The organism is Amycolatopsis sp. NPDC023774, assembly GCF_040639695.1.
Taxonomy (GTDB): domain Bacteria; phylum Actinomycetota; class Actinomycetes; order Mycobacteriales; family Pseudonocardiaceae; genus Amycolatopsis.
The window spans coordinates 85,016-107,701 of record NZ_JBFAAJ010000019.1 but is presented as its reverse complement, the minus strand read 5'-3'; the positions used below and the strand labels follow the sequence as shown (position 1 = coordinate 107,701).

22 protein-coding genes and 4 pseudogenes are annotated in these 22,686 nt (G+C 72.5%); 12 read left to right on the top strand and 14 right to left on the bottom strand.

Annotated features, from left to right (window positions below; genetic code table 11):
* Positions 1 to 39: 39 nt before the first annotated feature.
* The 3 genes from AB0F91_RS31290 to AB0F91_RS31280 all read right to left on the bottom strand — a co-directional run bounded on the left by AB0F91_RS31290 (position 40) and on the right by AB0F91_RS31280 (position 5,506).
* Positions 40 to 2,826, bottom strand: coding sequence for a discoidin domain-containing protein (locus AB0F91_RS31290; RefSeq protein ID WP_360603290.1), 2,787 nt, complete (start codon positions 2,824 to 2,826; stop codon positions 40 to 42).
* A gap of 69 nt (positions 2,827 to 2,895) precedes the next feature.
* Positions 2,896 to 3,672 (bottom strand): discoidin domain-containing protein, encoded by a 777-nt coding sequence (locus AB0F91_RS31285; RefSeq protein WP_360603288.1) that lies wholly within the window; start codon positions 3,670 to 3,672, stop codon positions 2,896 to 2,898.
* 265 nt (positions 3,673 to 3,937) lie between these two features.
* A complete protein-coding gene (locus AB0F91_RS31280; protein WP_360603286.1) occupies positions 3,938 to 5,506 on the bottom strand; it encodes a phosphodiester glycosidase family protein in 1,569 nt (522 codons plus the stop codon).
* A gap of 202 nt (positions 5,507 to 5,708) precedes the next feature.
* On the opposite strand from AB0F91_RS31280, the gene AB0F91_RS31275 reads away from it, so the two are divergent.
* Positions 5,709 to 5,903 carry a hypothetical protein gene (locus tag AB0F91_RS31275; protein WP_360603284.1) on the top strand — a complete coding sequence of 65 codons (195 nt, stop codon included), beginning with the start codon at positions 5,709 to 5,711 and terminating at the stop codon, positions 5,901 to 5,903.
* A gap of 186 nt (positions 5,904 to 6,089) precedes the next feature.
* Positions 6,090 to 8,390, top strand: coding sequence for a LuxR C-terminal-related transcriptional regulator (locus AB0F91_RS31270; protein ID WP_360603282.1), 2,301 nt, complete (start codon positions 6,090 to 6,092; stop codon positions 8,388 to 8,390).
* Between the two features lie 3 nt (positions 8,391 to 8,393).
* On the opposite strand, the gene AB0F91_RS31265 is transcribed toward AB0F91_RS31270, so the two are convergent.
* Positions 8,394 to 8,861 (bottom strand): TetR/AcrR family transcriptional regulator C-terminal domain-containing protein, encoded by a 468-nt coding sequence (locus tag AB0F91_RS31265; RefSeq protein WP_360603280.1) that lies wholly within the window; start codon positions 8,859 to 8,861, stop codon positions 8,394 to 8,396.
* On the bottom strand, positions 8,861 to 9,052 hold the full coding sequence (locus AB0F91_RS31260) for a hypothetical protein (RefSeq protein WP_360603278.1): 192 nt from the start codon (positions 9,050 to 9,052) through the stop codon (positions 8,861 to 8,863). The genes AB0F91_RS31265 and AB0F91_RS31260 overlap by 1 nt, the downstream gene beginning before the upstream one ends.
* Before the next feature lie 30 nt (positions 9,053 to 9,082).
* On the opposite strand from AB0F91_RS31260, the gene AB0F91_RS31255 reads away from it, so the two are divergent.
* The 4 genes and pseudogenes from AB0F91_RS31255 to AB0F91_RS31240 all read left to right on the top strand — a co-directional run.
* A complete protein-coding gene (locus tag AB0F91_RS31255; protein ID WP_360603276.1) occupies positions 9,083 to 9,484 on the top strand; it encodes a hypothetical protein in 402 nt (133 codons plus the stop codon).
* A 697-nt stretch (positions 9,485 to 10,181) separates the two neighbouring features.
* On the top strand, positions 10,182 to 10,367 hold the full coding sequence (locus AB0F91_RS31250) for a hypothetical protein (RefSeq protein WP_360603274.1): 186 nt from the start codon (positions 10,182 to 10,184) through the stop codon (positions 10,365 to 10,367).
* A gap of 21 nt (positions 10,368 to 10,388) precedes the next feature.
* The gene (locus AB0F91_RS31245) at positions 10,389 to 11,318 is read left to right on the top strand and encodes a LysR family transcriptional regulator (RefSeq protein ID WP_360603272.1); all 930 of its coding nucleotides are present in this window, start codon (positions 10,389 to 10,391) and stop codon (positions 11,316 to 11,318) included.
* A pseudogene (locus tag AB0F91_RS31240) lies at positions 11,315 to 11,626 on the top strand (muconolactone Delta-isomerase family protein); the annotation flags it as partial. The gene AB0F91_RS31245 and the pseudogene AB0F91_RS31240, both read left to right, overlap by 4 nt.
* A gap of 188 nt (positions 11,627 to 11,814) precedes the next feature.
* On the opposite strand, the gene AB0F91_RS31235 reads toward AB0F91_RS31240, so the two are convergent.
* Positions 11,815 to 12,738, bottom strand: coding sequence for a LysR substrate-binding domain-containing protein (locus AB0F91_RS31235; protein ID WP_360603270.1), 924 nt, complete (start codon positions 12,736 to 12,738; stop codon positions 11,815 to 11,817).
* A gap of 73 nt (positions 12,739 to 12,811) precedes the next feature.
* Here AB0F91_RS31235 and AB0F91_RS31230 point away from each other — a divergent pair, with 73 nt between their 5' ends.
* Positions 12,812 to 13,813 (top strand): DMT family transporter, encoded by a 1,002-nt coding sequence (locus AB0F91_RS31230; protein ID WP_360603268.1) that lies wholly within the window; start codon positions 12,812 to 12,814, stop codon positions 13,811 to 13,813.
* Here the strand turns inward: AB0F91_RS31230 and AB0F91_RS31225 are convergent.
* Both AB0F91_RS31225 and AB0F91_RS31220 read right to left on the bottom strand, forming a co-directional pair.
* Positions 13,731 to 14,870, bottom strand: coding sequence for a hypothetical protein (locus AB0F91_RS31225; protein WP_360603266.1), 1,140 nt, complete (start codon positions 14,868 to 14,870; stop codon positions 13,731 to 13,733). The genes AB0F91_RS31230 and AB0F91_RS31225 overlap by 83 nt on opposite strands.
* A gap of 4 nt (positions 14,871 to 14,874) precedes the next feature.
* Positions 14,875 to 15,480: a hypothetical protein gene (locus tag AB0F91_RS31220; protein WP_360603264.1), complete on the bottom strand. Its 606-nt coding sequence runs from the start codon at positions 15,478 to 15,480 to the stop codon at positions 14,875 to 14,877.
* A 61-nt stretch (positions 15,481 to 15,541) separates the two neighbouring features.
* On the opposite strand from AB0F91_RS31220, the gene AB0F91_RS31215 reads away from it, so the two are divergent.
* The gene (locus AB0F91_RS31215) at positions 15,542 to 15,922 is read left to right on the top strand and encodes a hypothetical protein (RefSeq protein ID WP_360603262.1); all 381 of its coding nucleotides are present in this window, start codon (positions 15,542 to 15,544) and stop codon (positions 15,920 to 15,922) included.
* 238 nt (positions 15,923 to 16,160) lie between these two features.
* Positions 16,161 to 16,568, top strand: coding sequence for a hypothetical protein (locus tag AB0F91_RS31210; RefSeq protein WP_360603260.1), 408 nt, complete (start codon positions 16,161 to 16,163; stop codon positions 16,566 to 16,568).
* A 125-nt stretch (positions 16,569 to 16,693) separates the two neighbouring features.
* Here AB0F91_RS31210 and AB0F91_RS31205 read toward each other — a convergent pair.
* A pseudogene (locus AB0F91_RS31205) lies at positions 16,694 to 16,753 on the bottom strand (hypothetical protein); the annotation flags it as partial.
* A gap of 310 nt (positions 16,754 to 17,063) precedes the next feature.
* Positions 17,064 to 17,333 (bottom strand): annotated as a pseudogene (locus AB0F91_RS31200) (alpha/beta fold hydrolase); the annotation flags it as partial.
* A gap of 263 nt (positions 17,334 to 17,596) precedes the next feature.
* On the opposite strand from AB0F91_RS31200, the pseudogene AB0F91_RS31195 reads away from it, so the two are divergent.
* Positions 17,597 to 18,670 (top strand): annotated as a pseudogene (locus AB0F91_RS31195) (serine hydrolase domain-containing protein); the annotation flags it as partial.
* 381 nt (positions 18,671 to 19,051) lie between these two features.
* Here the strand turns inward: AB0F91_RS31195 and AB0F91_RS31190 are convergent.
* On the bottom strand, positions 19,052 to 19,705 hold the full coding sequence (locus AB0F91_RS31190) for a phosphate uptake regulator PhoU (protein ID WP_360603258.1): 654 nt from the start codon (positions 19,703 to 19,705) through the stop codon (positions 19,052 to 19,054).
* A gap of 11 nt (positions 19,706 to 19,716) precedes the next feature.
* On the bottom strand, positions 19,717 to 20,076 hold the full coding sequence (locus AB0F91_RS31185; protein WP_360603256.1) for a hypothetical protein: 360 nt from the start codon (positions 20,074 to 20,076) through the stop codon (positions 19,717 to 19,719).
* 174 nt (positions 20,077 to 20,250) lie between these two features.
* On the opposite strand from AB0F91_RS31185, the gene AB0F91_RS31180 reads away from it, so the two are divergent.
* Positions 20,251 to 20,895: a DUF4232 domain-containing protein gene (locus AB0F91_RS31180; RefSeq protein WP_360603254.1), complete on the top strand. Its 645-nt coding sequence runs from the start codon at positions 20,251 to 20,253 to the stop codon at positions 20,893 to 20,895.
* A gap of 14 nt (positions 20,896 to 20,909) precedes the next feature.
* On the opposite strand, the gene AB0F91_RS31175 is transcribed toward AB0F91_RS31180, so the two are convergent.
* Positions 20,910 to 21,506 (bottom strand): TetR/AcrR family transcriptional regulator, encoded by a 597-nt coding sequence (locus AB0F91_RS31175; RefSeq protein ID WP_360603252.1) that lies wholly within the window; start codon positions 21,504 to 21,506, stop codon positions 20,910 to 20,912.
* Positions 21,507 to 21,588: 82 nt separating this feature from the next.
* Entirely contained in the window at positions 21,589 to 22,158 is a 570-nt protein-coding gene (locus AB0F91_RS31170) for a helix-turn-helix domain-containing protein (protein ID WP_360603250.1), read from the bottom strand.
* A gap of 47 nt (positions 22,159 to 22,205) precedes the next feature.
* Between AB0F91_RS31170 and AB0F91_RS31165 the strand changes: the two genes are divergently transcribed.
* Positions 22,206 to 22,499: a hypothetical protein gene (locus tag AB0F91_RS31165; RefSeq protein ID WP_360603248.1), complete on the top strand. Its 294-nt coding sequence runs from the start codon at positions 22,206 to 22,208 to the stop codon at positions 22,497 to 22,499.
* The last annotated feature ends 187 nt before the right edge of the window (positions 22,500 to 22,686 follow it).

The window sequence follows — 22,686 nt, the reverse complement described above, 5'->3', positions numbered from 1 at the left end:
GCCGGAGCCGCCCTGCGGGACGGCCCCGGCAAGCGCAAGTCAGCTCAGCTTCGCGGGCACGTTGTACGCCTCCACCTGCAGCCGAGGCGACTTGACGGACCGCCGCGGCGCGACCGTCACCGTGCGGGACTCCCCTGGCAGCAGCCAGAAGTAGTTGTCGCCGTAGATCGTCGGCAGCACCCGGTCCTTGCCGTTGTTCTCCCGCAGTGACAGCCGCACCATCGCGGCCACGGTCGTGCCCGTGTTGCGGATCGTCGCGGTGTAACCGTCCTTGCCCGCCGAGCGCAGGCTCGTCGACAGCTGCGTGCGCCCGAGCTGGTTGAGCGCGCGCATCGCCGTGTCCGTCTGGTAGCGCCAGTACGTGTTCTCCGAAACGAGCGTGCCGTGCGAGTCCGTCATCGTCAGGCGCAGCAGGTGCAGCGCCGGCAGGTCCGCGCCGAACGGCACCGTGAACGCGGCCGTGCCCGAGATCGGGGCCACGTCGACCTTCTGCGTCTGCGCCGCGCCCAGCGGCTTGCCGTCGAGCCCGTGCAGCTGCGCCGTCACGGTCATGCCGCTCATCGCGTCAGGCGTGTGGTTGATCGCCCGCACCTGCCAGGTGGTGAGGTCGGCCTGCACGTGCCGAGCCTCGCAGCCCTTGCGGGAACCGTAGTAGCTGCCGTTCACGTCGAGGTCGTAGTCGTAGGTCTGCCACACCGTGCTGTGCCACGCCGGGTGCGACATCCACAGCAGCACGCCGGTGGCGTCGTTCCACAGCTTGGAGTTCCACGCTTCGAAGATCGCCCGCATGCTCTCGAAGTTCACGAACTGCGCCTTGCGGCAGAACTCCGCCAAGCTCGAGGACGGCGCGAGCCTGGCGTCGATCGCCGCGAGGTAGGTCTGCGGCGACTGGTTGCCCTGCGTGGACCAGTCGTGCAGGAACCACGGCGCGCCGATCGGCCAGCCCGTGTCGCCGTCGCCCACGAGGTTGCGCATGCTCTCCACCACGGACACGGTGGGGATGCCGATCTCACTCCAGAACCCGGCCTTGCCGCCCGTCGCCTCACCCGTGAAGTACTGCTTCGGGTCGAGCCAGCGGTACGGGCCGTCGCCGGTGATCACGCCGCCGGCGGAGTTGCTCTGGTACAGCAGGTCCGTGTTCTCCGTGACGATCGAGCGCAGCGCCTGGTCGATCACGGCCGGCGGCGTGCCCTCGTTGCAACCGAACCACACCGCGACCGACGGGTGGGCACGGTAGCGCAGCACCGTGTCCTTGGCCTGGGCCAGGAAGATGTCGTGGTTGGCCGGGTCGGTGGAGAAGCCGTCCCAGAACTCCGTCCACACGAGGATGCCGTAGCGGTCGCACGCTTCGAACAGCTCTTCGCGGTAGGAGGAGCCGATCCAGTTGCGCAGCATGGTGAAGTTCATGTCGCGGTGCATCGCGACGACGTTGTCCACGCGCTCCGGCGGCATCCGGCGCAGCAGCTCGTCCCAGCCCCAGCTGCCACCGCGGCAGAACACCTTGACCCCGTTGACGATGAACGTCAGCGGCTTCGCGGAGTTGTCCACCGACGCCGCGTCGGTCCAGTTGTCGCCGTCGGCCGAGACCTGGATCCGGAACGTCTGCGCGTACGCGGTCTCCCACGCCAGCACGACGCGGTCGAAGGACGTCGTGGCGCCGAGGTCGACCTGCAGCCACTGGTTGTCGGCGTACTCCGAGGTCCAGCGGGTCTTCGGGTCGCCGTCGAACGCGTTCTGCGGCGGGTTTCCGTCGGCGACCGTGGAGCTGGTGCCGGTCTTGCCCCGGGCGAGGTCGGCGCCGGCGTCGGCACTGTCCACCACCGACATCGTCCAGAGCGAGAAACCCCAGCCCGTGGCTCGTTTGTCGCACTGGACGCGGACGTAGCGCGCCTGCTGCGGCGCGAGGTCCACGGTCTGGGAGGCGACGCCGTCGACGGGCACGATCGGCACGTCGTAGGTGTAGGTGATCTGGCGGATGCCGAACTTGAGGCTCTTGCGGTCGCTCACCGCGGAGCCGATGGCGGCGGTCACGGTGAGGTCGTGCAGGGCGGCGTCGCCATAGCCGTTGGGCCACCACAGCTTCGGGTTCTCGATCCGCAGCTGGGGGAAGGCCGACGGCGCGAACACGGCCGCGCCCTCCTCGCCCGGCGCGACGGTGACTGTGCTCGACAACGAGATCCCGTCGAACGCCGCGGTGACCTTCACGCGCTGGGCCACCGAGCCGGCGTTGCGGACGGGGACCGTGATGGTCACCTCGGCGACGTCGGTCGCGGGCAGGTTGGGCAGCTTGGTGTCCACGCGGGTGTCGCCCACCACGATCGCGCCGGTCGAGCGCAGCCGGACGTGGTTCCAGATGCCGGACGCGCGGTCGCGCACCGCGGGCATCCAGTCCCAGCCGGACACCGCGACGAGCGTGGGCGAGTTGGCGAACATCGTGCCGCCCGCGTCGACGAAGGCCTGCCCCGCCGGACCCTTGTCGCCCGGACTGCCGGGGAACGGCATCGGCGCGATCTTTACCGCGACGTTCTGGTCACCGTTGCGGCGCAGCGTGGCCGTGACGTCGAGGGCGGCCCGGCCGAACGGGTGTGCCAGGTTCCCGACGTGGGCGCCGTTGAGCCAGATGTCGGCCTCGTGGTTGACGCCGTCGAATTCGAGCCACACGTGCCGGCCCGCGGAGGTGTCGAGACCGCGCGGCAGGGAGAACGTGCGGCGGTACCACCAGGAGTGCCGCGACAGGGCCTCCGGGATGTGCATGTTGTTCATGCCCTTGACCGGGTCCGGCAGCTGGCCCTGTTCCACGAGCGAGCCGAGAACGGTGCCCGGCACGGATGCGGGCAGCCAGCACCGCGTGTCGACCGCGTTGCCCGAAAGGACGGCGGCGTCGGTGCTCGGCGCTTAGTCCTGCATGGTGAGGACCCAGCCGGACTCCAGCGGCACGGAGCCGTCGGCGGCCACCGCCAGCGCGGGCGGGTTGTCGTGGCCGCGCAGGGGGAACGACGTCCAGCCGCGCACCGCGGGGCGGTTGTCGCTGGTGGCGCCGTAGACCTGGAACCCGTTGAGCCCCAACGGGTTGGTGGTCGAGCCGGCGGAGCTTGTGAGACGGACCCAGCGCGCGGTGACGGCCGGCTTCAGCGGGATCGTCACCACGCCGCCAGTGCCCTGCGCAGTGCTGTAGACGGTGCGCCAGGACTTGCCGTCCTGGGAGACGTCCAGGTCGAACACGGTCGCGTAGCTCGACTGGACCTCGGTGCCCTTCGTGTTGCTGCGCGAGGCGGTCGTGTCGAACGCCGGGTCGCCCGGGCGGGCCTCGAACGTGAGCACGACGGAGTCGACCTGGCAGCGCCCCTGCAGGTCCACGATGATCCACTGCGAGCCGCCGCCGGCCGCGCGCCAGCCCGAGCCCTGCACGCCCACCTGCGCGAGGCCGTCCACCGCGAACTCGGCGGGAGTGGCCGCGTAGTCGGTGGAGGACACCTGCACGGGGCGGAACAGCGCCAGGTCGGTCGAGGTGTGCCCGTCGGTGACCGCGGGGGACGCGGGCGCCGCCGAGGCCACGCCGGGCAACACCGCCGTCAGGCCGAACCCGGCCAGCAATCCGGTGCCGGCGGCCAGCACGCCCCGGCGCGACAGCGCCGAATCCGCACCCGGCGCGCCGCTCTGGTCCAACGTCATGGGATCTCCCGCTCTCGAGGCAAATCCCGTCCACGTGACGCGGGGACCGCAGGCGTCGACGTCGACGAGTGACAACGTTGCCAGGAAGCTTCCCGGCCGCTCACCCGCCCGTCAAGAGGACAAGAGAGACAAGAATCAGCCGTGTTGACATCGATGTCGGAAGCGGGAACGGGCGCCGTTCGACGAGAGCTGCAGGGACGATGCGATGCCCGGTTTGTCCCGGCTGGGCGCGTCCGGGTGGAGCGGACGCGCCCAGCCGGAGCGGTCAGCGCACGAGCACCGCGTCGCCGATCGGGCGCTCGCCGGTGGCGTCCGACGGGTGGTTCACGAGCTGTCCCGCGACGGCCATGGCGGTGGAGCCGCCGCCGTCGAGGTTGAGCGCGTCGACCGCGCCGAGGCTGCGCATCAGCTGCGCGCCCTCCTCGATCGTCACGCCTTCGCTGACGCCGGGCTGACGGCCGTCGACCGTCACCAGCAGCAGGCGGCCGTGCGCGTCGAGCCCGGCCATCGTGCGCGGTTGGCGCTGCTCGGCCCAGGCGTAGCCGAACGACAGGTCCTTCGGGTCGAGCACGCCCTCGGTGGCGGCGTCGATGGCCTGGCGGCCGTGCCGCAGCAGCACCGGCGCCGCGCTGACGATGCCGTCTCCGGCGCGCAGGTCGACCGGCCGGCCCAACGCGGTGCGCACGCGCTCGTCGAGGGTCAGCTCGCGGCCGGCCACGGCGTGGGCGGCCAGCCAGTCGGCGGCTGGGCCGATGCCCTGCACGGCGGAACCACCGACGGGCACGGCGCCGCCGCGCGCGCCCACGGTGAGCACGCGGCCGTTGCGGTCGAGCGTGACCTGCGTGCCCGCGCCGGCCGGCAGGGCGGCACCGAACTCGGCGGTGAAAAGCACGAGGTCGTCGACGGTGGTGCAGGTGAAGTCCTGCCGCGGTTTAGTGGTCGGCGTCAGGCCGGGCCGGCCGCAGTCGCGCACGACACCGGGCTTGCGGTTCACGCCTTCGACCGCGTACGCCGCCGCGCCGGAGCGCAGCGTCACCGTGGACGTCAGGTTCTCGATGGACACGTCGCCGCGGTGGCCGAGGACCAGCGCCGCGCGGGCGCCGGACGACTGCGATTCGAGCTTGCCGTCGTACGCGGCGAGCCCCGCCGGCACGCCCGGGAAGCCGTCGGCGTCGGCGGTCACGAAGAACCCGCCGTTCACGGCCACGAGCGCGCCCGTCTTCGCCGCGATCGACGACGTGGTCTCCCGCTGCGCCACCGTGGCGTCGTGCGTCGCCTCGATGCTGCCGTGGAAGCGGCCGCGGTCGATCACGGCGACGTGCACCCGTTCCGCGTCGGGCACGGAGTCGGCGTCGTAGCCGGTCCACTCCGCCACTGCGCTGAACCCGGCCGCCTTGAGGGTCGACGCGGCCGCGGTGGCCGCCGCCTGCGTCGGGTACGAGCCGGTGCGCACACGCACACCCTCGACGCCGTGTGGGGTGTCGGAGAAGCCGGGCCATCGCACGGTGTCCTGACGCGCCGGGTAACCCGCAGCCTGCAGCCGCGCGGCGGTGTCACGCGCCCACGCCGCCGTGCCGAGCTCGGCGGTCGTCGCGGCGCCGGTGAGGATGTTCTCTGCCGGCGCGGTGATCGTGACCGTCCAGGACGGAGGGTGGGCCGAGCGGCTCAGGACACCGGTGCGCACGGTGACGCCCGGCGCGAGCACGTCGGTGGTCCAGGTGTAGCCGGCGGGGCCAGGCACCGACGCGTCGGCGGCCGGCGTGAGAACCGCCGCCGTCCCTGCGACGACGACGGCTGCCGCGAGCACGCGCCAAGCGCGTGACGAGGTGAACACTGTGGGTTTCTCCCTTGCCTCAAGCGGATCCGGGGTGAGTCCACCCGGCGTGATCGACCCGGACCTGTCTGGCGGCTGGAGCGGCGGTGAACCTCTGCCGAACCGGATACGTACGTAGTTTCTCCGTAGGACTCCGGATGTGCGGGCGGACCCAGGGCGCGATTGTGGAAGCGCACGAAGCACCACCGACACGGAGGCCCCCATGGCGATCGACTCCCTTCGCCAGCCGTGCCCGGTCTGCTTCCGGTCCACCGTCCTCATCAGCCACTGGTGGGGCCGGCAGTGGACGCACGTCGGTACCTGGCGCCCCGGCTGCGAGCCGGCCGGGCGCGACCGGGAAGCGTTGCACTCCCCCGCACCGGACACCAGACCGCCCGCACCGGATCTGGCTGCCTGAAAGAAAAAGCGCCCCCGCGGAAAGGAGGTCGTCACTCTCCTCCCGATCGAGTGAGCCGACCCGCAGGACCCCGTACCACGGAACGCCGACGTGGTACGGGGTTCGGTGCTGCCCGGGTAAACGGACCAACCTGACATCGGCCGCCACGAGACGTACTCTCACACCAATGTCGTGGAGGTGGTCTCGATGGGGACGCTGCCCGCGGAGCTGACCAGCTTCATCGGCCGGCAGCGGGAACTGGTCGAGATCCGCAGGCTCCTCTCCGCGGGGCGCCTCGTCACGCTCACGGGAGCCGGCGGCGTCGGCAAGACCCGGCTCGCGCTGCGCGTCGCCGACCAGGTGGCGCACACGTTTCCCGACGGGGTCTGGCTGATCGAGCTCGGCGACCTCCACGATCCCGCGCTGCTCGCCCAGACCGTCGGCGCGGCGTTCGGGATTCGCGACGCCGACGAGGACCCGCCGGGCCGGCTCGTCGAGTACTTGCGCGACAAGAGCTCGCTGCTGGTGCTCGACAATTGCGAGCACCTCGCCGAAGCGTGCGCACGGCTCGCGCGCGACCTCCTCGCCCGCGCACCGGATCTGCGGATCCTCGCCACCAGCAGGCACGTGCTCGGCATTGAAGGCGAACACGTGTACTCCGTGGCGCCGCTGGCGGTACCGGAAGTCCGCGACCTCGCCGACGCCATCGGCCTCGACGCGGTAACGCTGTTCACCGAACGGGCCACCGCCGTGTCGATCGGGTTCGCCCTCGACAGCACCAACTGGTCCACCGTCGTCGAGGTGTGCCGCCGCCTCGACGGGCTGCCGCTCGCGATCGAGCTCGCGGCCGTGTGGCTGCGCACCCTGGCGATCGACGAGCTGCTCGACCGGCTCGACGACACCTTCCAGCTGCTGAGCCCCAACCCGGTCGCGCCGCAGCGACAGAAGTCGCTGATGGGCACGATCGACTGGAGCTACCAGCTGTGCACGCCGCGTCAGCGGGTTTTGTGGACTCGGCTGGTGGTGTTCTCCGGCGGCTTGCACCTCGCCGCGGCGGAGGAGGTGTGTTCCGGCGACGGCATCGAAGCCGGCGCCGTCCTCGGCCTGCTGGCGGGGCTCGTGGACAAGTCCATCGTGCAGACCTCGGCCGACCGGGCGCCGACGCGCTTTCGCCTCCTGCAGACGATCCGTGAGTACGGCCGGCAGAAGCTGGCCGAAACGGGCGGCGAAGGCGCGCTGCGCGACCGGCACAGCGAGTACTTCCACCGCCTGGCCTGGCGCGCGCAGAGCGACTGGGACACGGGAGCCGACCAGGCCGAGGTCTACGCGACGGTGCTGCGCGACCACGCCAACCTGCGCGCGGCGCTCGAACACGACCTGGACACGCCTGAGCGGTTCGCCGCGGGCCTCGACCTCGTCGTGACGCTGCACTTCTTCTGGCTGCAGTGCGGACACCTCACCGAGGGGCGGCTGTGGCTCGCGCGGGCACTGGGCGTGAACCCCCGGCCGAGCCGCGATCGCGCGCGGGCGTTGTGGATCAGCGCGTACGCCGCATGCCTGATGGGCGAACCCCGCGCGGCGCTACCGCTCATCCGCGAGGCCGAGGAGTGGGGCCACCGCAGCGGCGACGAGGTCGTGCTCAGCTACGCGGAGATGCTCACGGCCGCGTGCCGCTACCTGGAGGGTGATTTCGCCACCGCCACGGCGTTGTTCCGCAAAGCGAACACCCGGTTCGCCGCGATTCCCGGCTACACCAGCATCAAGGTCCTCAGCCTGGGCACGGTGGCGCAGTCCGAGGCGTGGGGCGGTGACCCGGCGACGGCCGTGACCGTCGCGGACGAGGGCTTGGCCGCGTGCGACTCGACCGGTGAGCGCCGCGCCCGCACGCACTTGCTGTACGCGCGTTCGCTCGCCCAGTGGATGCTCGGCGAGCACGAGGCGGCGGAAACGGGGCTGCTGCGCGGACTTCGCACGGCACGGCTCTTCAACGACATCCTCAACGCGGCGCTGTCCGTGGAGCTGTTGTCGTGGACCGCCGCCGCGACCGGCCGGACCGAGCTGGCGGCCGAGCGGCTCGGTGTGGCGAACCGCGTGTGGCCGCTCGTGGGCGGCAAGGCGATGCTCGGGCTGCGCCGCATGATCGACGAGCACGCCACCTGCGAGCGCAAGGTGCGGGAAGCCCTGGGTGATGCCCGTTTTCGCACGGCGTTCAAGCACGGTGTCGAGGCATCGACCGGGTTCGAGGCCGCGCTCGCCCACCTGCTCGGTGAAAATGTCACCCCTCCCGCTCGGGTCGCGCCGGTCCGGGACACGTCGGAACCGGAGCTCACGAGCCGCGAGCTCGAGGTGGCCGAACTCGTGGCCGAGGGGCTGACGAACAAGGAGATCGCGCACCGGCTGGTGATCAGCCGCCGGACGGTGGAGTCCCATGTGGACCACATCCTCGGCAAGCTGGGCTTCAGCTCGCGCGGCCGGATCCCGGCGTGGCTCGCGCAACGGCGCGGCTGAGTCTCACCGCGCCGGCAGCCGGGACTCGATGCCGTCCAGGAGGACCCCGAGCCCGAGGGCGAACTGGGCGTCGCGAGGCGGGCCGGCCGGGTTCGTGAGCCACGCCGTGAGCAGGGCCACGGCGGGGTTCGCGGCAGCGAGGTCGCGCACAGCCGCCAGCGCGTCGGTGAAGGCGTCACCGGTGGATTCGTGGCGGGCTTCTTCGGCTTCCTGCACGCCGCTGCCGAGGACATGCCGGTCGATCAGCGCGGCGTACGTCATCTGCGTCGGACAGCGTGGCGCCGCGCCCATGAACTCGAGGCGGCGCATGAGGTGCGGGCCGGCGGGCGGGCGCGTGTGGGCGAGCAGGGCGCACCACGGGTGACGGCCGAGCATGCGCCGTGTGTCGAACGCGAGGGCGCGCAGGTCGGCCCTCCAGTCGCAACCGGGCGCGACGGGCACGGGGATCTCGGCGACGGCCGCGTCGAGCATCAGATCGCTGCGGCCTTCCCGGCTGTGGACGTAGCGTTAAGCGCCATCGACATGCAGGGGCCGAGCCGGGCGGCCACGGACTTCATGGTGACCGCGGCTCCTTCGTCGGCCAGGGCGATCGCCGCGCCGACGATTTCGTCGCGGCCGAGGGCGCGTTGGCGCGGCGGAGGCGGGGGCAGCGTCCAGATCAACGAGGGCTCTGCCGGGGGGTCCGGCTGGGTGTGCAGCGGGGCATCAGCTACGGGCTGTTCGGCGAGCCGGACGAGTTCGTGCCGCAGGCTCGCGCGCTCGGCGGCGGGCTGGTGCGCGCCTACGTGTTCTGGAGCCAGGTCGAGCCGCGGCCCGGCGAGTACGACTGGACGGCGGTCGACGCCCAGCTGGCGCAGCTCGACGGCGCCGAGGAGGTGTGGCTCACCGTCTGTTCCAGCTCACCTTGGGCGACGAAGGTGCCCACGGACTTCCTGCCGCCTTCGCCGGCGCACGACCCGGCCGGGTTCCGGCGATTCGTCCGGGAGCTGTGCGGTGCTGTGCGAGCCGGGTCAAGTTCTGGCAGTGCGACAACGAACCGAGCAACACCGGGCTGCTGTGGGCCGGGACGGCCGAGGAGTACGTCGGGCAGCTGAAGGTGCTGCACGACGTTGTCAAGCAGATCGATCCGGCCGCGCTGGTCGTCCTCGGCGGGTGTGGCTACGACGTGTTCTCCAGCGAACCCGGCAGTGAGCCGCGGCGGTTCTTCGACCACCTCGTGTCCGGGAGCCCAAGCCGATCGTCGCGAGCGAGCACGACGGGCCGGTGCCGTTCGAGTTCCCGGAGCTGCAACCCGTGATGCAGCAGGCGTTCCTGCGCGCGTTCGCGGACGCGCCCGCCACAGAGCACCGGCGAGCTGAAGGAGAGCGCGGCGCAGGAGACGCCGGAGCGCGCCGCGATGCGATCGTTGTACGCGCGGATGGCCGAGCTGCCGCCTCGGTTGCAAATGTTCCTCTACGGCTGCCCGCCCGAGCTCGACGCGCTGCGCGACCGGATCGGCTGCCGGCAGCTCGTGGTGCGGACGGTGCTGGCGCTCGCGGCGGGGATCCGGCGCACGGCGTACTGGAACCTCGCGCCCGAGGTGCCCGGGCCGGTCGACCCACTGCAGCTGATGCACCTGCTGTTCGGGAAGCTGCCGCTGCTGGGCTACCGCGGCCGGTTCCTCGAGGTGCGGCGGCCGATGGCGGACACGTTTTCGCTGCTTGCCGAGCGGTTCGGGGGAGTCGAGCGAGTGTCGCGAATGGACGCCGGGGTGCCGGCGTACGCGTCGAGCGCACCGGGCGTGGTCCGCTGGTGGTGTGGGACCAGCGCGACCCGGTGGACGGGGAGCACGAGCCGCCCGTGTCCGTGCGCCTGCCGTGGTCCGCGCCGGAGGCGATCGCGGTCGACGCGTTCGGGGTGCCCGTCGCGACCGACCTCGCGAACGGCTCGGTGCGGCCGGCCGTGTCGCTCACGCCGGTGTTCGTCGGCGGCGCGTGACGCGGGAACTACGATGCGCTGGTGGAACTGCGCCAGCTGCGGTACTTCGTCGCCGTCGCCGAGGAGATGAACTTCGGGCGGGCCGCGGAACGGCTGCACATCGCCGGCCCCTCGCTCTCCCAGCAGATCAAGGCGCTCGAGCGCGATCTGGGCGTGCGGTTGTTCGACCGGGACCGCCGTTCGGTGGCGCTGACCGCGGTCGGCGAGTCGCTGCTGCCGGGCGCCCACGCGCTGCTGCAGCAGGCGGACGACCTGCGCCGCCAGGCCACCGGGCTGTCGGGCGCCGAGGCCGTGCGGCTCGGCTACGTGAACTGGCGGCCCGCCGACCTCGTCGAACGCACCGCCGGCGTCGCGCGCGTGCAGATCGACGCGTGGGTGCTGCCTTCGCACGCGCAGGCCGGGCGTGTCGCCGACGGCAGCATCGACCTGGCCATCTGCTGGGTTCAGACGCCCGACCTCGCCGACCAGGACCTCACCGCGCGGCTGATCGGCGCAGACCACCTCTACGCGGTGTCCCCCGGCACCGACACCTCGCCCGTCGCGGCGCAGGACCTGGCGGTGCTGGTCGACTCCGACACGCTCAGCTGGTCGTCGTGGAACCTCTACGCCGGGCAGTTCGCCCGCGACACCGGCGCCACCGTCGTGCAGACCGACGACGGCGGCGTCACCGGCCCCGGGTTCTTCGAGCACGTCCGCCGCTTGCGCCGGCCCGTCGTCAACTCGCCGAAGGGCCAGACCACTCCCCTGCCGCCGGACCTGGTGCGCCGCCCCATCGTCGACCCGTCGCCGTGCTGGACCTGGTCGCTGGTCACCCGCCGCGACGACACCCGCGCTTCCGTACGCGCCGTCGTCGACGCCCTCACCGCGGACCTCGGCACCTTCGGCCTCGACGACTCCACCTGGCTGCCCGCGACCGACCCGTACTCGCGGCGCACGGCCGACCCCGTGTGAACCGCGGCCTCCGACGTGCGAGTGAGCCGGTCGTGGCACCCGCGGGGCCGGTGCGGCGCAGGATCTCCCCGTCGGAAAGGGCTTCGCGAGCAGACAGCCATGAGTTCCTGGCCCGCGTCACCACCACCGTCGCCGACGGCACCGCCCCAGCCGAAGTCGACCACCGCCGCGCCGCCGAAGCCGTGCGCGCCCGCGAGCCGGCCGTCACCGGCCACCTCGGCCGGCTGTGGCGTCCGGTCGGCGAGCTGCGCAGCATCGGCCTCTGGCGCGCCGGCACCGAAGCCGCCCTCCGCAGCGACGTCCTGGGCACACTCCCCCGGGCGCGACTGGATGACCTACGAGATCACAGCCCTCGAACCGCATCCGAACGACCCGGGCCCGAAAGCCTGAACCCGACCGCCGGGGCCCCGCCCAACCACGCGCAGGCCGCGAACCCGTCCGTACCTGCGGGACCGGCTCCCCCGGCACCGCACCCAGAGCGTCTCGACGGCCGGCCTCAGCGGACCGGCTGCGCCCCCGTTGCGAAGCGGGCCGACGCGGCGAGCAGCGCGTCCCGCGCGGCCCGGATCCCGCTGTGCTCCTCCTCGCCCGCGCGGCAAACCGCGACGATCGTGCGAGACAACGCAGGCCGCGTGGTCAGGATGCGCACCCCGGCCGGCGGCGTACCGCGGGCCAGGCGGGGCACGAGCGCGGCGCCCGCGTTGCCGGCGACCAGCGCCAGCTGCGTCGGATAACCGCCGACGGTGCAGCTGATCTTCGGCTCCAGCTGTTGCGCCCGGAGGACGTGGACGAGCCATTCGTAGCAGCCTGAGCCGGCGGTCCAGGCGATCCAGGGCACGTCGTCGACCTCGGCGAGGTCGACGGTGCGACGGTACGCGAGGCGATGGGTACCGGGGAGCGCGAGGTCGGCGACGTCGGAGAAGAGCGTGGTGGCGGTGACGGTCGGCGGAAGCACTGTGGGGCGGTCCGCCCAGCTCTCGGCCACGGCGATGTCGAGGTCGCCCGCCACGACCTGGGGCAGGGTCTGCTCGGCCTCGCCCTCGCGCAGGGTCACCTCGAGGCGCGGGTGCTGGGCGGCGAGCGTCGCGAGGGCCGGCGGCAGGAGGGCGTGGATGGTCGTCGGAATCGCGCCGAGACGCAGCGGGCCGAGCACGTCTTCGTTCAGCAGCTCCAGATCCGACCTCGCCTGCGCGACCTGGGCCAGGATCCGGCCGGCGTGCCCGGCGAGCACCTGGCCCGCGCGCGTGAGCCGCACGCCGCGGCCGCGGGGTTCGAGCAGCGCCTGCCCGGCCTCTCGTTCCAGCTTCGCGAGCTGCTGCGACACCCCGGACGGCGTCACGTGCAGTGACGCGGCCGCCGCGGCCACCGAGCCGTGCTGGGCGACCGCGTGCAGGGCGCGCATCCGGTCGAGGCTGAACACGGTAGTGATGCTACCGAATTCCGCTCAGGAACATTCGCTTGTCCTTGACAGTTGCGCACCGCAGGCTTGAGGGGTGACCACGACCGAGCTCCCGTCGCGTCCCCCGGTGGCCGGGCCGATCACCGTTCTCACCGAACGGATCGATCCGCGCCTGCTCGCGGCGGCCGGCAGCCTATGCATCGCGTTGTCGTCGGTGTTCATCAAGGTGTCGGGCACGAGCGGCTCCACGAGCTCGTTCTGGCGGTGCCTGCTCTCGATCCCCGTGCTGGCTGCGCTCGCCTTCTGGGAGTGGCGGCGTACGGGCGTGCGACCGAAGATCCTGTTCCCGCTGCTGGGCGGCATCGGTCTCGGCCTCGACTTCGTACTGTGGGGCGAGTCGATCCCCCGCGTAGGCGCCGGCATCGCGACGGTCCTGCTCGGCGTGCAGGTCGTGATCGTGCCGCTGCTGGCGTTGCTGTTCCTCACCGAGCGCCCCGGCCGCCGCTTCCTGCTGACGGCCCCGGCACTGCTCGTCGGCATCGTGCTGAGCGGCGGGTTCCTCGGCAAGAGCGCCGTCGGCTCCGATCCGCTCAGCGGCGCCCTCCTCGCGCTGGCCGCGGGCGCGGGCTACTCCTGCTACCTGCTGTTCATCAGGCTCAGCAGCGGCCCTTCCACGCAGATCCGGTCGCTGCTGCTGGCGACGCTCTCGGCCGGCGTCGTCGCGGTCGCGCTCGGCGTGCCCACCCACCGGCTCGACTTCGCACCGGGGTGGCCCGCGTTCGGCTGGCTCGTGGCGCTCGCGCTCGTGGGCCAGGTCGTCGGCTGGCTGCTCATCGCCGCCGGGCTGCCGCGGATGACATCCGCGACGGGCTCGGTCCTGATGCTGCTGCAGCCGATCGGCGCGGTCGTCTACGGCATCGTGCTGCTCGGCGAGGAGCCGACGGTGCTGCAGTTGGCCGGCTGTGCGGTCGTCGTGGCCGCGGTGTGCTTCGCCGGCCGCGCGCCGCGGGAGGTCAGCTCTCCGGGAACGCCAGCCCCACCGACGCGAGGATGGCGCCCACGAGTTCGCGCGCCTCGTCGCGACGGAACTCGATGACGTCCGGCGCACCCAGCAGCTCCTCTTCGAGCTGCCCCACCGGCCAGGTCACCACGGTGCCGTGCCGCGCGAGCAGCAGCCCGACGTCGCGGATCCGGTAAATGTCCCCGACATCGAGCCACGCGTACAGCAGCAGCTGCCACAGCCAGCGGCCGATGCGATCGGGGTCCCGGACCCCGACCACGGTCTTCACGTCGAGCAGCGTCGCCGTGCCGTCGCCGATCCCGCCGGCCGGGTCGATCGCGCCCAGCAGCACGTCGCCGTCGGCCCAGCCGGGCACGATCGTGGGCCCGGCGATGCCGAGCTGCGCGCCTTCCGGCGGGTTCCCGCCCATCCGGCGCAGCTCCCACAAAGCGCCCCGGTCGTGCAGCCGCTTCGCGATTTCCGCCAGCTCCGCGACCTGGTCGTCCGTCGCCAGCCCGCGCAGCGCGTCGATGCTCGCACCGCCGCCGTCGACGACCCGTGCCAGCCGCGAGTCGATTCCGCCCGAGCGGTAGACGTCCTCGCACGCCGAGAGCACGAAGTTGGTCCGCGCCAGGCCGGCCTCCACTCCCGGCGACCCGAGCGTGCCCGGTGGCGCGTACCGGTCTTGGTAGGCGCGCGTGCGGTCGAAGAACTCCGCCCAAGCTTCGGCGACGCCGGGCAGCGGCTCGGCGACCGCGCCGCCGAGGCGGTCGCCGAGATCCAGCCACGTTGTCGCGGCGGGCCGGACGCCCAGCGCGCGGGCGCGGAATTCGGCCGGCAACCCCCGGTGTGTCGGGTACTCGGCGGCCTGTGCGTGCGCCCACGCCCCGGTGGCCCACTGCGCGCCGACGAGCCCGAGCAACGCGTAGTACGGCGGCGCCGGCTGAACGAGATCGGCCACGCGCTGGCCGAACGCGCCCCCGATCTCCGCCCAGTGGCGGCGCGGCACGTCGCGGGCGGGCGGGCGGACCGGCCGCACGTCCTGCACCGCCGCCTCGACCCGGGCCGCCACGGCGGGGGTGCCGGTGAACACGCTGGCGCACCAGGACGTGAGGACGCTCGCCGGGTCGGCCAGCTCCGAGGTCAGCGACACGCGGTCATCCCGCGAGCGCCTGGCCTTCGCGGAAGAACCCCAGGAGGTCGGGCAGCTCTCGCACGGGGTGCGCGGCACCGAACGGCGCGTTCCAGAACGCGCCCTCGCGCGGCTCGTGCGGGCCGACGTAGGCGTACGGCTCGGGCAGGTAGGCGTCGCCGGGCGAGAGGCCGTAGTTGACCGCGCCGAGCGTGATCGCGACGTCGAAGTGTTCCGGCCACAGCACCGGGGTCTCCTCCGGCGCGAACTCCCGCAGGGCCCGGTCACCGGCGGCGAAGGCGGACAGCAGGGTGGCCACCGCTTCGGCGTCGAGCTCGATCGTCTCGTCGGCGCGCACGGACGGTCCGTCGGAGTACACGTCCGCGAGGTCGCTCGGCTCCACGCCGATCGACGCCGCCACCTCGTGGTAGGTACGGCCGCTCAGGTCGACCGCCCCGGTCGGCGTCCGCAGCCGGGTTCCTTCCACCGCCAGATCGGGCTCGGCGATCGTCGCGAACCCCTCACCCACCACGCGCAGCTCGATGCGCTCGGACCTGCGGAACTGCGGTCCCGCCAGTAGCAGCTCGGCCACGCCGTGCAGGGAACGCCTGGTCGTCGTCAACGCCGTCACACCCCGATCCTGCCCTTCGCCTGCCCGGCGGGGCGAACCGGACACCCAGTACAGTCGCCGCGTGATCAAGAAGGCACTCTCCGCGGCGGTCGTGCTCGCCGCGTTCCTCGGTCTCGCCGCCTGCACCAACCCCACCGGGAAGTCGTGGGCCATCAGCTACGAGGTCACCGGCAGCGGGACCACGAGCGGGATCACCTACTCGCAGTCGGTCGACCGCTACCAGAACGACTCGACACAGCACCAGCTCACCGGCCCGATCGGGCTGCCGTGGAAGCAGGACGTGATCATCAGCGCCGGCCGCGACGCCTCGGTCACCGCCACGCCCACCGGCAACGCCACGCTGACGTGCCGGATCCTGCTGGACAAGCAGAAAGAACTCGCGAAGGCGACTTCGCCCGGGCCCGGCAAACCGGTGACGTGCAGCAAGACCACGGACAGCTGAGCCGGTCGGGCCGGCTGCGCTGATCGGAGACGTCGGGACCGGTCCCGCCCGGCGGTGGTGGTCTTGGCCGGTTCCAGCCGCCGTCCACCGGACAGCGCCCCGCGAGGGTTTGCTCGGCGGACGTTCCCGAGAGGTGGTGCCCGCCGTGCCCGACCCGAGTCCCACCGAGCTGCCGGCTCAGTAGTACCCATACGACGATGAAGACGTCCGCCGCGCCCTCTCCTCGGCCCGGTGGGCGATGGCCACGCAGGCGACGCTCTACCTCGTGCTGTCGATGCTCGTCTGGGCCCTCGTGACGAGCCTCGACGACACCGGCGACCTGGGCGGCGTCCTCGCACTGGCCTGGCTCGACGCCGCGCTGGCCGTGGCGGTGGCGGTCCGCGCGGTGCTGCTCGGCCGCCGCCGGCCCGTGGCGTGGTGGACGACGCTCGGCGTCGAGCTCGGGTTCGCGCTCCTCGTGGTCGGCGGTGTCATCGCTCTGCTCTCCGATGCGGCCGGCAGCGCCGCGCTGGTGGGCACCTTCCTGTGGCTGCTCCTGGCGCGGCCCGTGCTGCGGCCACTGCAGCGACCCGAGGTGAAGACGGCTTTCTGGCTGCGCGTCAAAGACGAGGAATGGCAGCGGGCGGCGCGGCGAAAACGGCGTTGAGCCGCACCGCGAACCGCGTCAGGACAGGAACTTCGCGACGGTCTCGGTGAAAGCGGCCGGGTCGTCGATCCACGGGTAGTGGCGCCGTGCTGGGTCACGGTGTGCGCGTCCGGGAACAGGGCCGCGATGGCGGCGGCTACCTCGGGCGGGGTGATCAAGTCGAGCTCGCCCGCGAGTATCAACACCGGGGCCCGGACCGCGGCCAGTCCGGCTCGCGTCCGTGGTGGGTCGAAGGCGCCTTCGCAGTTGTAGCCCGCGGGCGGCGCGGGCGTTGCGCTGCACCGACTCGGTCGCGTGGTGGGCTTTCGCGGTGTCGTCCCAGCGGCCGTAGTACCTCGGCGCGAGGGCGGCCCACGCGGTACTCGTGGCCCGGCCGGCGGCGATTTCTCCGTACGCCGCCGCGACGGCCGCGTACCCCGGTTCCGTTGCCCGGCGGGCGATCGAGTGCCGGCGCTGGTCGGGTGCCTGTTCGAAGGCGACGGACCGGGCGCTCGGGGTGATCAGCGCGAGCCGGCCGACGCGATGGGGCCGCGCGGCCGCGTACCGCATCGCCAGGCTCGCGCCTGCGGAGTGGCCGAGCAGGTCGAGGCTTTCGAGGCCGTGGTGCTCACGCAAGGCCTCGACGTCGCCGATCTGGCGGTCGCAGCGGTAGGTGCCCGGGTCGGCGGGCTCGGCGGACGCCCCCGTGCCGCGCAGGTCGAGCACCAACAGGCCTCGGTGCGCCGCCAGTCCTCCGAGGTCGCCGAGGTAGGCCGCATCGCGCATCGGGCCATCCGGCAGGCAGACGACGGGTGTGCCGGAACCGAGCACGCGGTAGGCGAGGGTGGTCCCGTCCGGCGCGGCGAAGGTCGGCATGCGCGGATCTTGGCACCGCCGGATGACCGGCGGCAAATTCGGTGGTCTGGCCGGGGTTCGCGCCGTAGCGTGCGCGTCGGCATCGAGCACGGAGGAGCGGGACAGCGAGCACGACCTACCACGGGGAAGCCGACGAACGCTTCGGAGCCGTCGCCGACGCGTTCGCGCGCAACTTCGCCGAGTTCCCCGAACTGGGCGCCGCGGTCACGGTGTTCGCGGGCGGCCGCAAGGTGGTGGAGCTGTGGGGTGGCGTCGCGGACCAAGCCGCGGGCCGGGCGTGGGAACGCGACACCGTGGTGCCGGTTTTCTCCTGTGCCAAGGCGATCGTGAGCTTGTGCGCACACCTGCTCGTGCAGGAGGGGCGGCTGGACCTCGACGCGCCGGTCAGCCGGTACTGGCCCGAGTTCGCGCCGGAGGGCAAAGAGGCCATCACGCCGCGGATGGTGCTCGGGCACCGCGCGGGACTGCCCGTGCTCGACAAGACCGTGCCGTTCGACGAGATCGCGCGGTGGACACCAGTGATCCGCGCGATCGAGGAGCAAAAACCGTTGTGGGAGCCGGGAACCACGTACGCCTACCACGGCCACGTGTTCGGATTCCTGCTCGGCGAACTCGTGCGGCGGCTCACCGGGCTCACGCCGGGCGCGTACTTCCGCTCGGCGGTCGGCGAGCCGCTCGGGCTGCGCGCGTGGCTCGGGCTGCCCTCGGCCGAGATGGCAGCGCGGGCCCGGCTGGCGGAAGCCGAGGGCCGCCCGCCCATGCCGCCGCCCGAGCACATCTTGACCCGGATCGTCACGATGAACGGCGCACTCGTGTTCCCGGGCCTCGACGAACCCCACGGCTGGAACGACCCGGCGCTGCTGGGCATGGAGCTGCCGGGCGCGGGGGCGACCGCGTCGGCGAGCGGGCTCGCCGGCCTGTACGCCGCCGCGGTCGCCGGTCTCGACGGCGGGCCTCGGCTGCTGTCCCCGGAGACCGTGACCGACGCCGTCCGCGAGGTCTCCTCCGGCAAGGACTGGTTCGGCTTTGACGCGGGCGCCCGGTTGGGCTCGGGCTTCCTGCTCGACTCGGCGTTCCGCCCGATGCTCGGCGCGCGCAGCTTCGGCAACGACGGCGCCGGCGGCCAGTTCTCCTTCGCCGACGACGAGCACGGCGTCGGCTTCGCCTACGTCGCCAACCGCATGGTCGGCCACGGCGACGCACGGGCCACCAACCTCGTCACCGCCCCGCGAGAGTGCCTGGGATGACCGGTCTTCGCGGCTTAAAGTCCACATCGGACACTATCGGCGGCCGGCGTGGGCTCGCCCGGCACGAGGAAGCGCCGGGCCCGCAGGGTCATGCCGGCCCGGCAAACTGCCCGTCGCCGCGAACTCGAGGCGCTTGCCGAGGACACGGCCTGGTCGGCGAAGCGCTCACAGCAACAACCGGCGAGGGCACCGAGCCCGCGACCACGCCCAGGGCGAGGAACCGCCGCCCCGCACACCCGCGCGGGCGCGTCCAAGCATTCGTCGCCGCGAGTTCCGGGCGCGCAGCAACCGACACTCCGATGCCGCGGACCGCTCAGAGCCACACCAGCAAGCGAGCAAAAACTGCTACCAGGCCGGCGCGAGGAAGCCGGCCCCGCAAGGTCAGCGCGGGCCCGGCAAAGCGCCCGTCGCCGCGAACTCGAGGCGCTTGGCGACCGACACGGTCTGGTCGGCGAAGCGTTCGTAGAAGCGGGTGAGCAGCGTGGCCGCGACGGCGGTGCGCTGGCCGTGCGTCCAGTTCGCGGAGGTGATCGTGGCGAGGATGCGCGCGTGGAGGGCGTCGACGGTTTCGTCGGAGCGGCTGAGCTCCGCGTAGCCGCCCTCGACGCCGCCGCCGCGGATGAACTGGGTGAGGCGGTCGGCCATGCGGGCGGTGACGTCGCCCAGTTCGGCGAAGACCGGCTCCAGGTCGGCGGGCACGGTGCGTTCGGGGTGGCTGCGCCGGGCGGTGCTGGCGATGTGGGCGGCCAGGTCGCCCATCCGCTCGATCTTCTCGGCGCAGTACACCACCGCGAGCACGCCACGCAGGTCGCCGGCAACGGGGGCCTGCAAGGCGAGCAGCGAGTACGCCTCTTCCTCACACTCGGCGCGCTGGTCGTCGAGTGCGGCGTCGGCGCCGATGACCTGCTCGGCAAGCGCGAGGTCCGCGGTCAGCAGCGCGCGGGTCGCGGACCGCATCGCCGCGGCCGCGGCCTCACCCATCCCGGCAAGCCGCTCGTCGAGCCGGTCGAGGTCGTCCTTAAAGCCTTCGCGCATGAACCGCGACTCTACCGAGGTCCGGCCGACCTCGCCGCGTCGGCCAGTTCCTCGACGTGCTCAAGGTCAACGAGGTCGGACGTGTGGCCGCCCTCGTGCCCGCCGGGCACGCGGCACACCGCGCCGTCTTCGGCGAGCGCGCCGCACTCCGCGCGGGCCTCCAGCACGCGCCGGCCCGGCCACCAGCGCAACCACCACCTCGGGCCACCGGGCCCGGCACCGCGGACGCCTGCGACGTGCTCGTGGCCGTGTCCTGCCTCGAGCTCGCAGTACAACGACGAGGACGCCCCGCGGACCGCAACGCTCCGCAGGACCGATCGTTCCCGCCCGGACAGCTCCAGTGGCTCCAGGCACAGCGCGCGATCCGCCATGGCTCCACAGCGTAGGCGCATGAGCCCGCACCCCCTTCCCGGCCCAGGTCCACCGGCGCGTCGCGGCTGGTCACCGGCCGGGAAACCCTTGCGCTGAACCGGATCCCACCGGCGTCCGTGATGAGCGGTGAGCCGGGCGGACGATCCGGCACCTCGAGAAAGGGTTCATGCCCCATGCGCGTCACCACCGTGGCCACTGTCGTCTCCTTCGCCGCGCTCGCCGTGTCCCTCACCGCGTGCAGCGGCTCGACGGGTGGCGCGGCCTCGCCCGATCCGCTCGTCGCCCGCAACGCCACGGCGTCGGCCACCGCGCCCGTCACGGTTCCGGCCACCACCCCCGCCACCCGGGCCCCTTCGACGTCCGCGAAACCGCCTGTCCAGAAGGCCACCGCGGCCGAGACGTTCCACGCCGAGCTCACCCTGCAGCCCGACCAGAACGTCGCCCTCCTGACGCTCGAGAACCGCGGCAAGACCACCGTGACGCTCAAGGGCTGGCCGAAGCTGCGGTTCCTCGGCGCCGACGGCTCGCCGCTCGACTTCCCGATCCACGAGGTCGAGATCCCGGGCGCGGCCATCCCCGTCACCCTCAAGCCCGGCACGACCGCATTCGCCGGCGTGAAGTGGACACTCGGCGACAAGGCCGATTCCGACGCTTTCGTGGCCAGCAACTTCGAGGCGACCCCGCCCGGCGCCACGGGAACCACGAACATCGACCTCATCGGCCTCGACGGGCAAACCGTTCAGGTGCCTCAGTTCCCGATCAAGTCCGTGGAGGTCGGCACGCTGCAGCCCGCCGCGCAGGGCGTGCTCGTCTTCTGAGTCCACAAAGGACGTCACCAGGGCGGCTCGACCAAGAGTTCCAGCGCCGTGCCCACCGACGCCAGCGAAGCGTCGTCGTGTGAAGCCAGCGCGACGACGAAAGCGCCTTGCAGCAACGCGAGCACGGCGTCGGCGAGGACCTCGGCCGGCTGGTCGGCCCGCACGTCACCGCGCCGCTGCCCTTGGCGCAGCAGCTCGGCGATCCGTCCTTTCCAGACAGCCAGGTCCTCGGCGAGCTGTGCGCGGAACGCTTCGTGTTCCGCGCACAGCTCCGTGGCGAGCTTGCCCGCCAGGCAGGCGTCCCGGTGCCCCGAGGCGATGAACCGGTCGGCCATCGCGCGGAAATACCCCGACAGCACCGCGGGTGTGGTCAGGTCCGCGCGGCCGCTCCACTCGCCGAGCTGGTCGAGCTGGAACTGCACGTACCGCGCGAGCACCTGCTTCGCGAAGCCTTCCTTCGAGCCGAAGTGGTGGTAGAACGAGCCCTTCGGCACGCCGGCGCCCTCGAGGATCGCGTCGATCGTGGTGCCGTGGAAGCCGTGGCCATAGAGCCGGCGCATGCCTTCGCGCAGCAGCTTCTCCCGGTGCGGGATCGTCGTCGACGCAGTCATCTGCACCTTTCCGCAGCGGCCGGACCCGGGCCACGCGGAGCGTAGCGCCAGGCGCCGGTCCGGTCCAGCCGCTGCCGGAGCGCTACGTGCGCAGCCCCGCGACCAGCAGGGACACCAGGCGGCGCGCGTCGTAGCGGTTGTCGTTCTCCGCGCCGATGCAGAGGTTGCCGACGCCCCGCATCAGCTCGTACGCGCCGACGTCGGCCCGGATCTCCCCGGCCTCGGCCGCCGCGGTGAGCAGCCGCGCGCACACCGGCATCAGGCGATCGAGGAACAACGAGTGCAGCGCTTCGAACCCGGCCTCGTCGGACTGCATCGCGCCGGCCAGCCCGTGCTTGGTGACGAGGAAGTCGACGAACAGCTCGATCCAGCGCCCCAGCGCGACGTGCGGCGTGGGGCCCGCCGCGAGCAGCTCGGGCCCCGCCTCCGCGCACGCCTCGATCTGATGCCGGTACACGGCGACGATCAGCTCCGCCCGCGTCGGGAAGTGCCGGTAGATCGTGCCCATCCCGACGCCGGCCTTCGCCGCGATGTCGCGCACCGGCGCGTCGACCCCGGACGCGACGAACACCGCGGCCGCTGCGGTCAGCAGCGACTCCTCGTTGCGCCGCGCGTCCGCCCGCTTCGGCCGCGCGACGGGCTCCTCGTTCACCACAGCTCTCCTCACCGGCCCGCAGCGGAACAGTGTTCCGCCTGCCTATGATGCCACGGGAGCCGGGCTCAGACCGCGACCAAGCCGGCTTCGCGCCGGGTCTCGTGCTCGACATCGCGAGCGCGCCGGCCAGGCGGATGTGCTCCTCGCAGGCACGCCGGGCCGCGGCCGGGCCGCGGTGGATGGCGGCAGCCGTGCCGATCGCCCGCACCTCGCGCAGCGACAGCTCCGCCCGCCGGTCGTCGACGAACGCGAAGTGCCGGAAGATGGTGATCCGCGAGCGGATCCCGTGCGGCTGGTCGGCGAGCACCGGGTTGTGGTCGCCGAGTAGCAGCCGGTAGAACCCGTCTTTTCCCCGGCCGCGCGTCGTCACTTCGCCGGCAGAGGAACGTCGACTCCAGGTGGTCCGGCTGGGCGACCAGCGCCTCGGCATCGGACTCCGACGCGCGCTGCGCGAACTTCTCCTCAGCGAGACCTTCCAGGTTCTGGCGGACCCCGCAGAGCGCCTCGACGCCTTCCTGCGTCAGG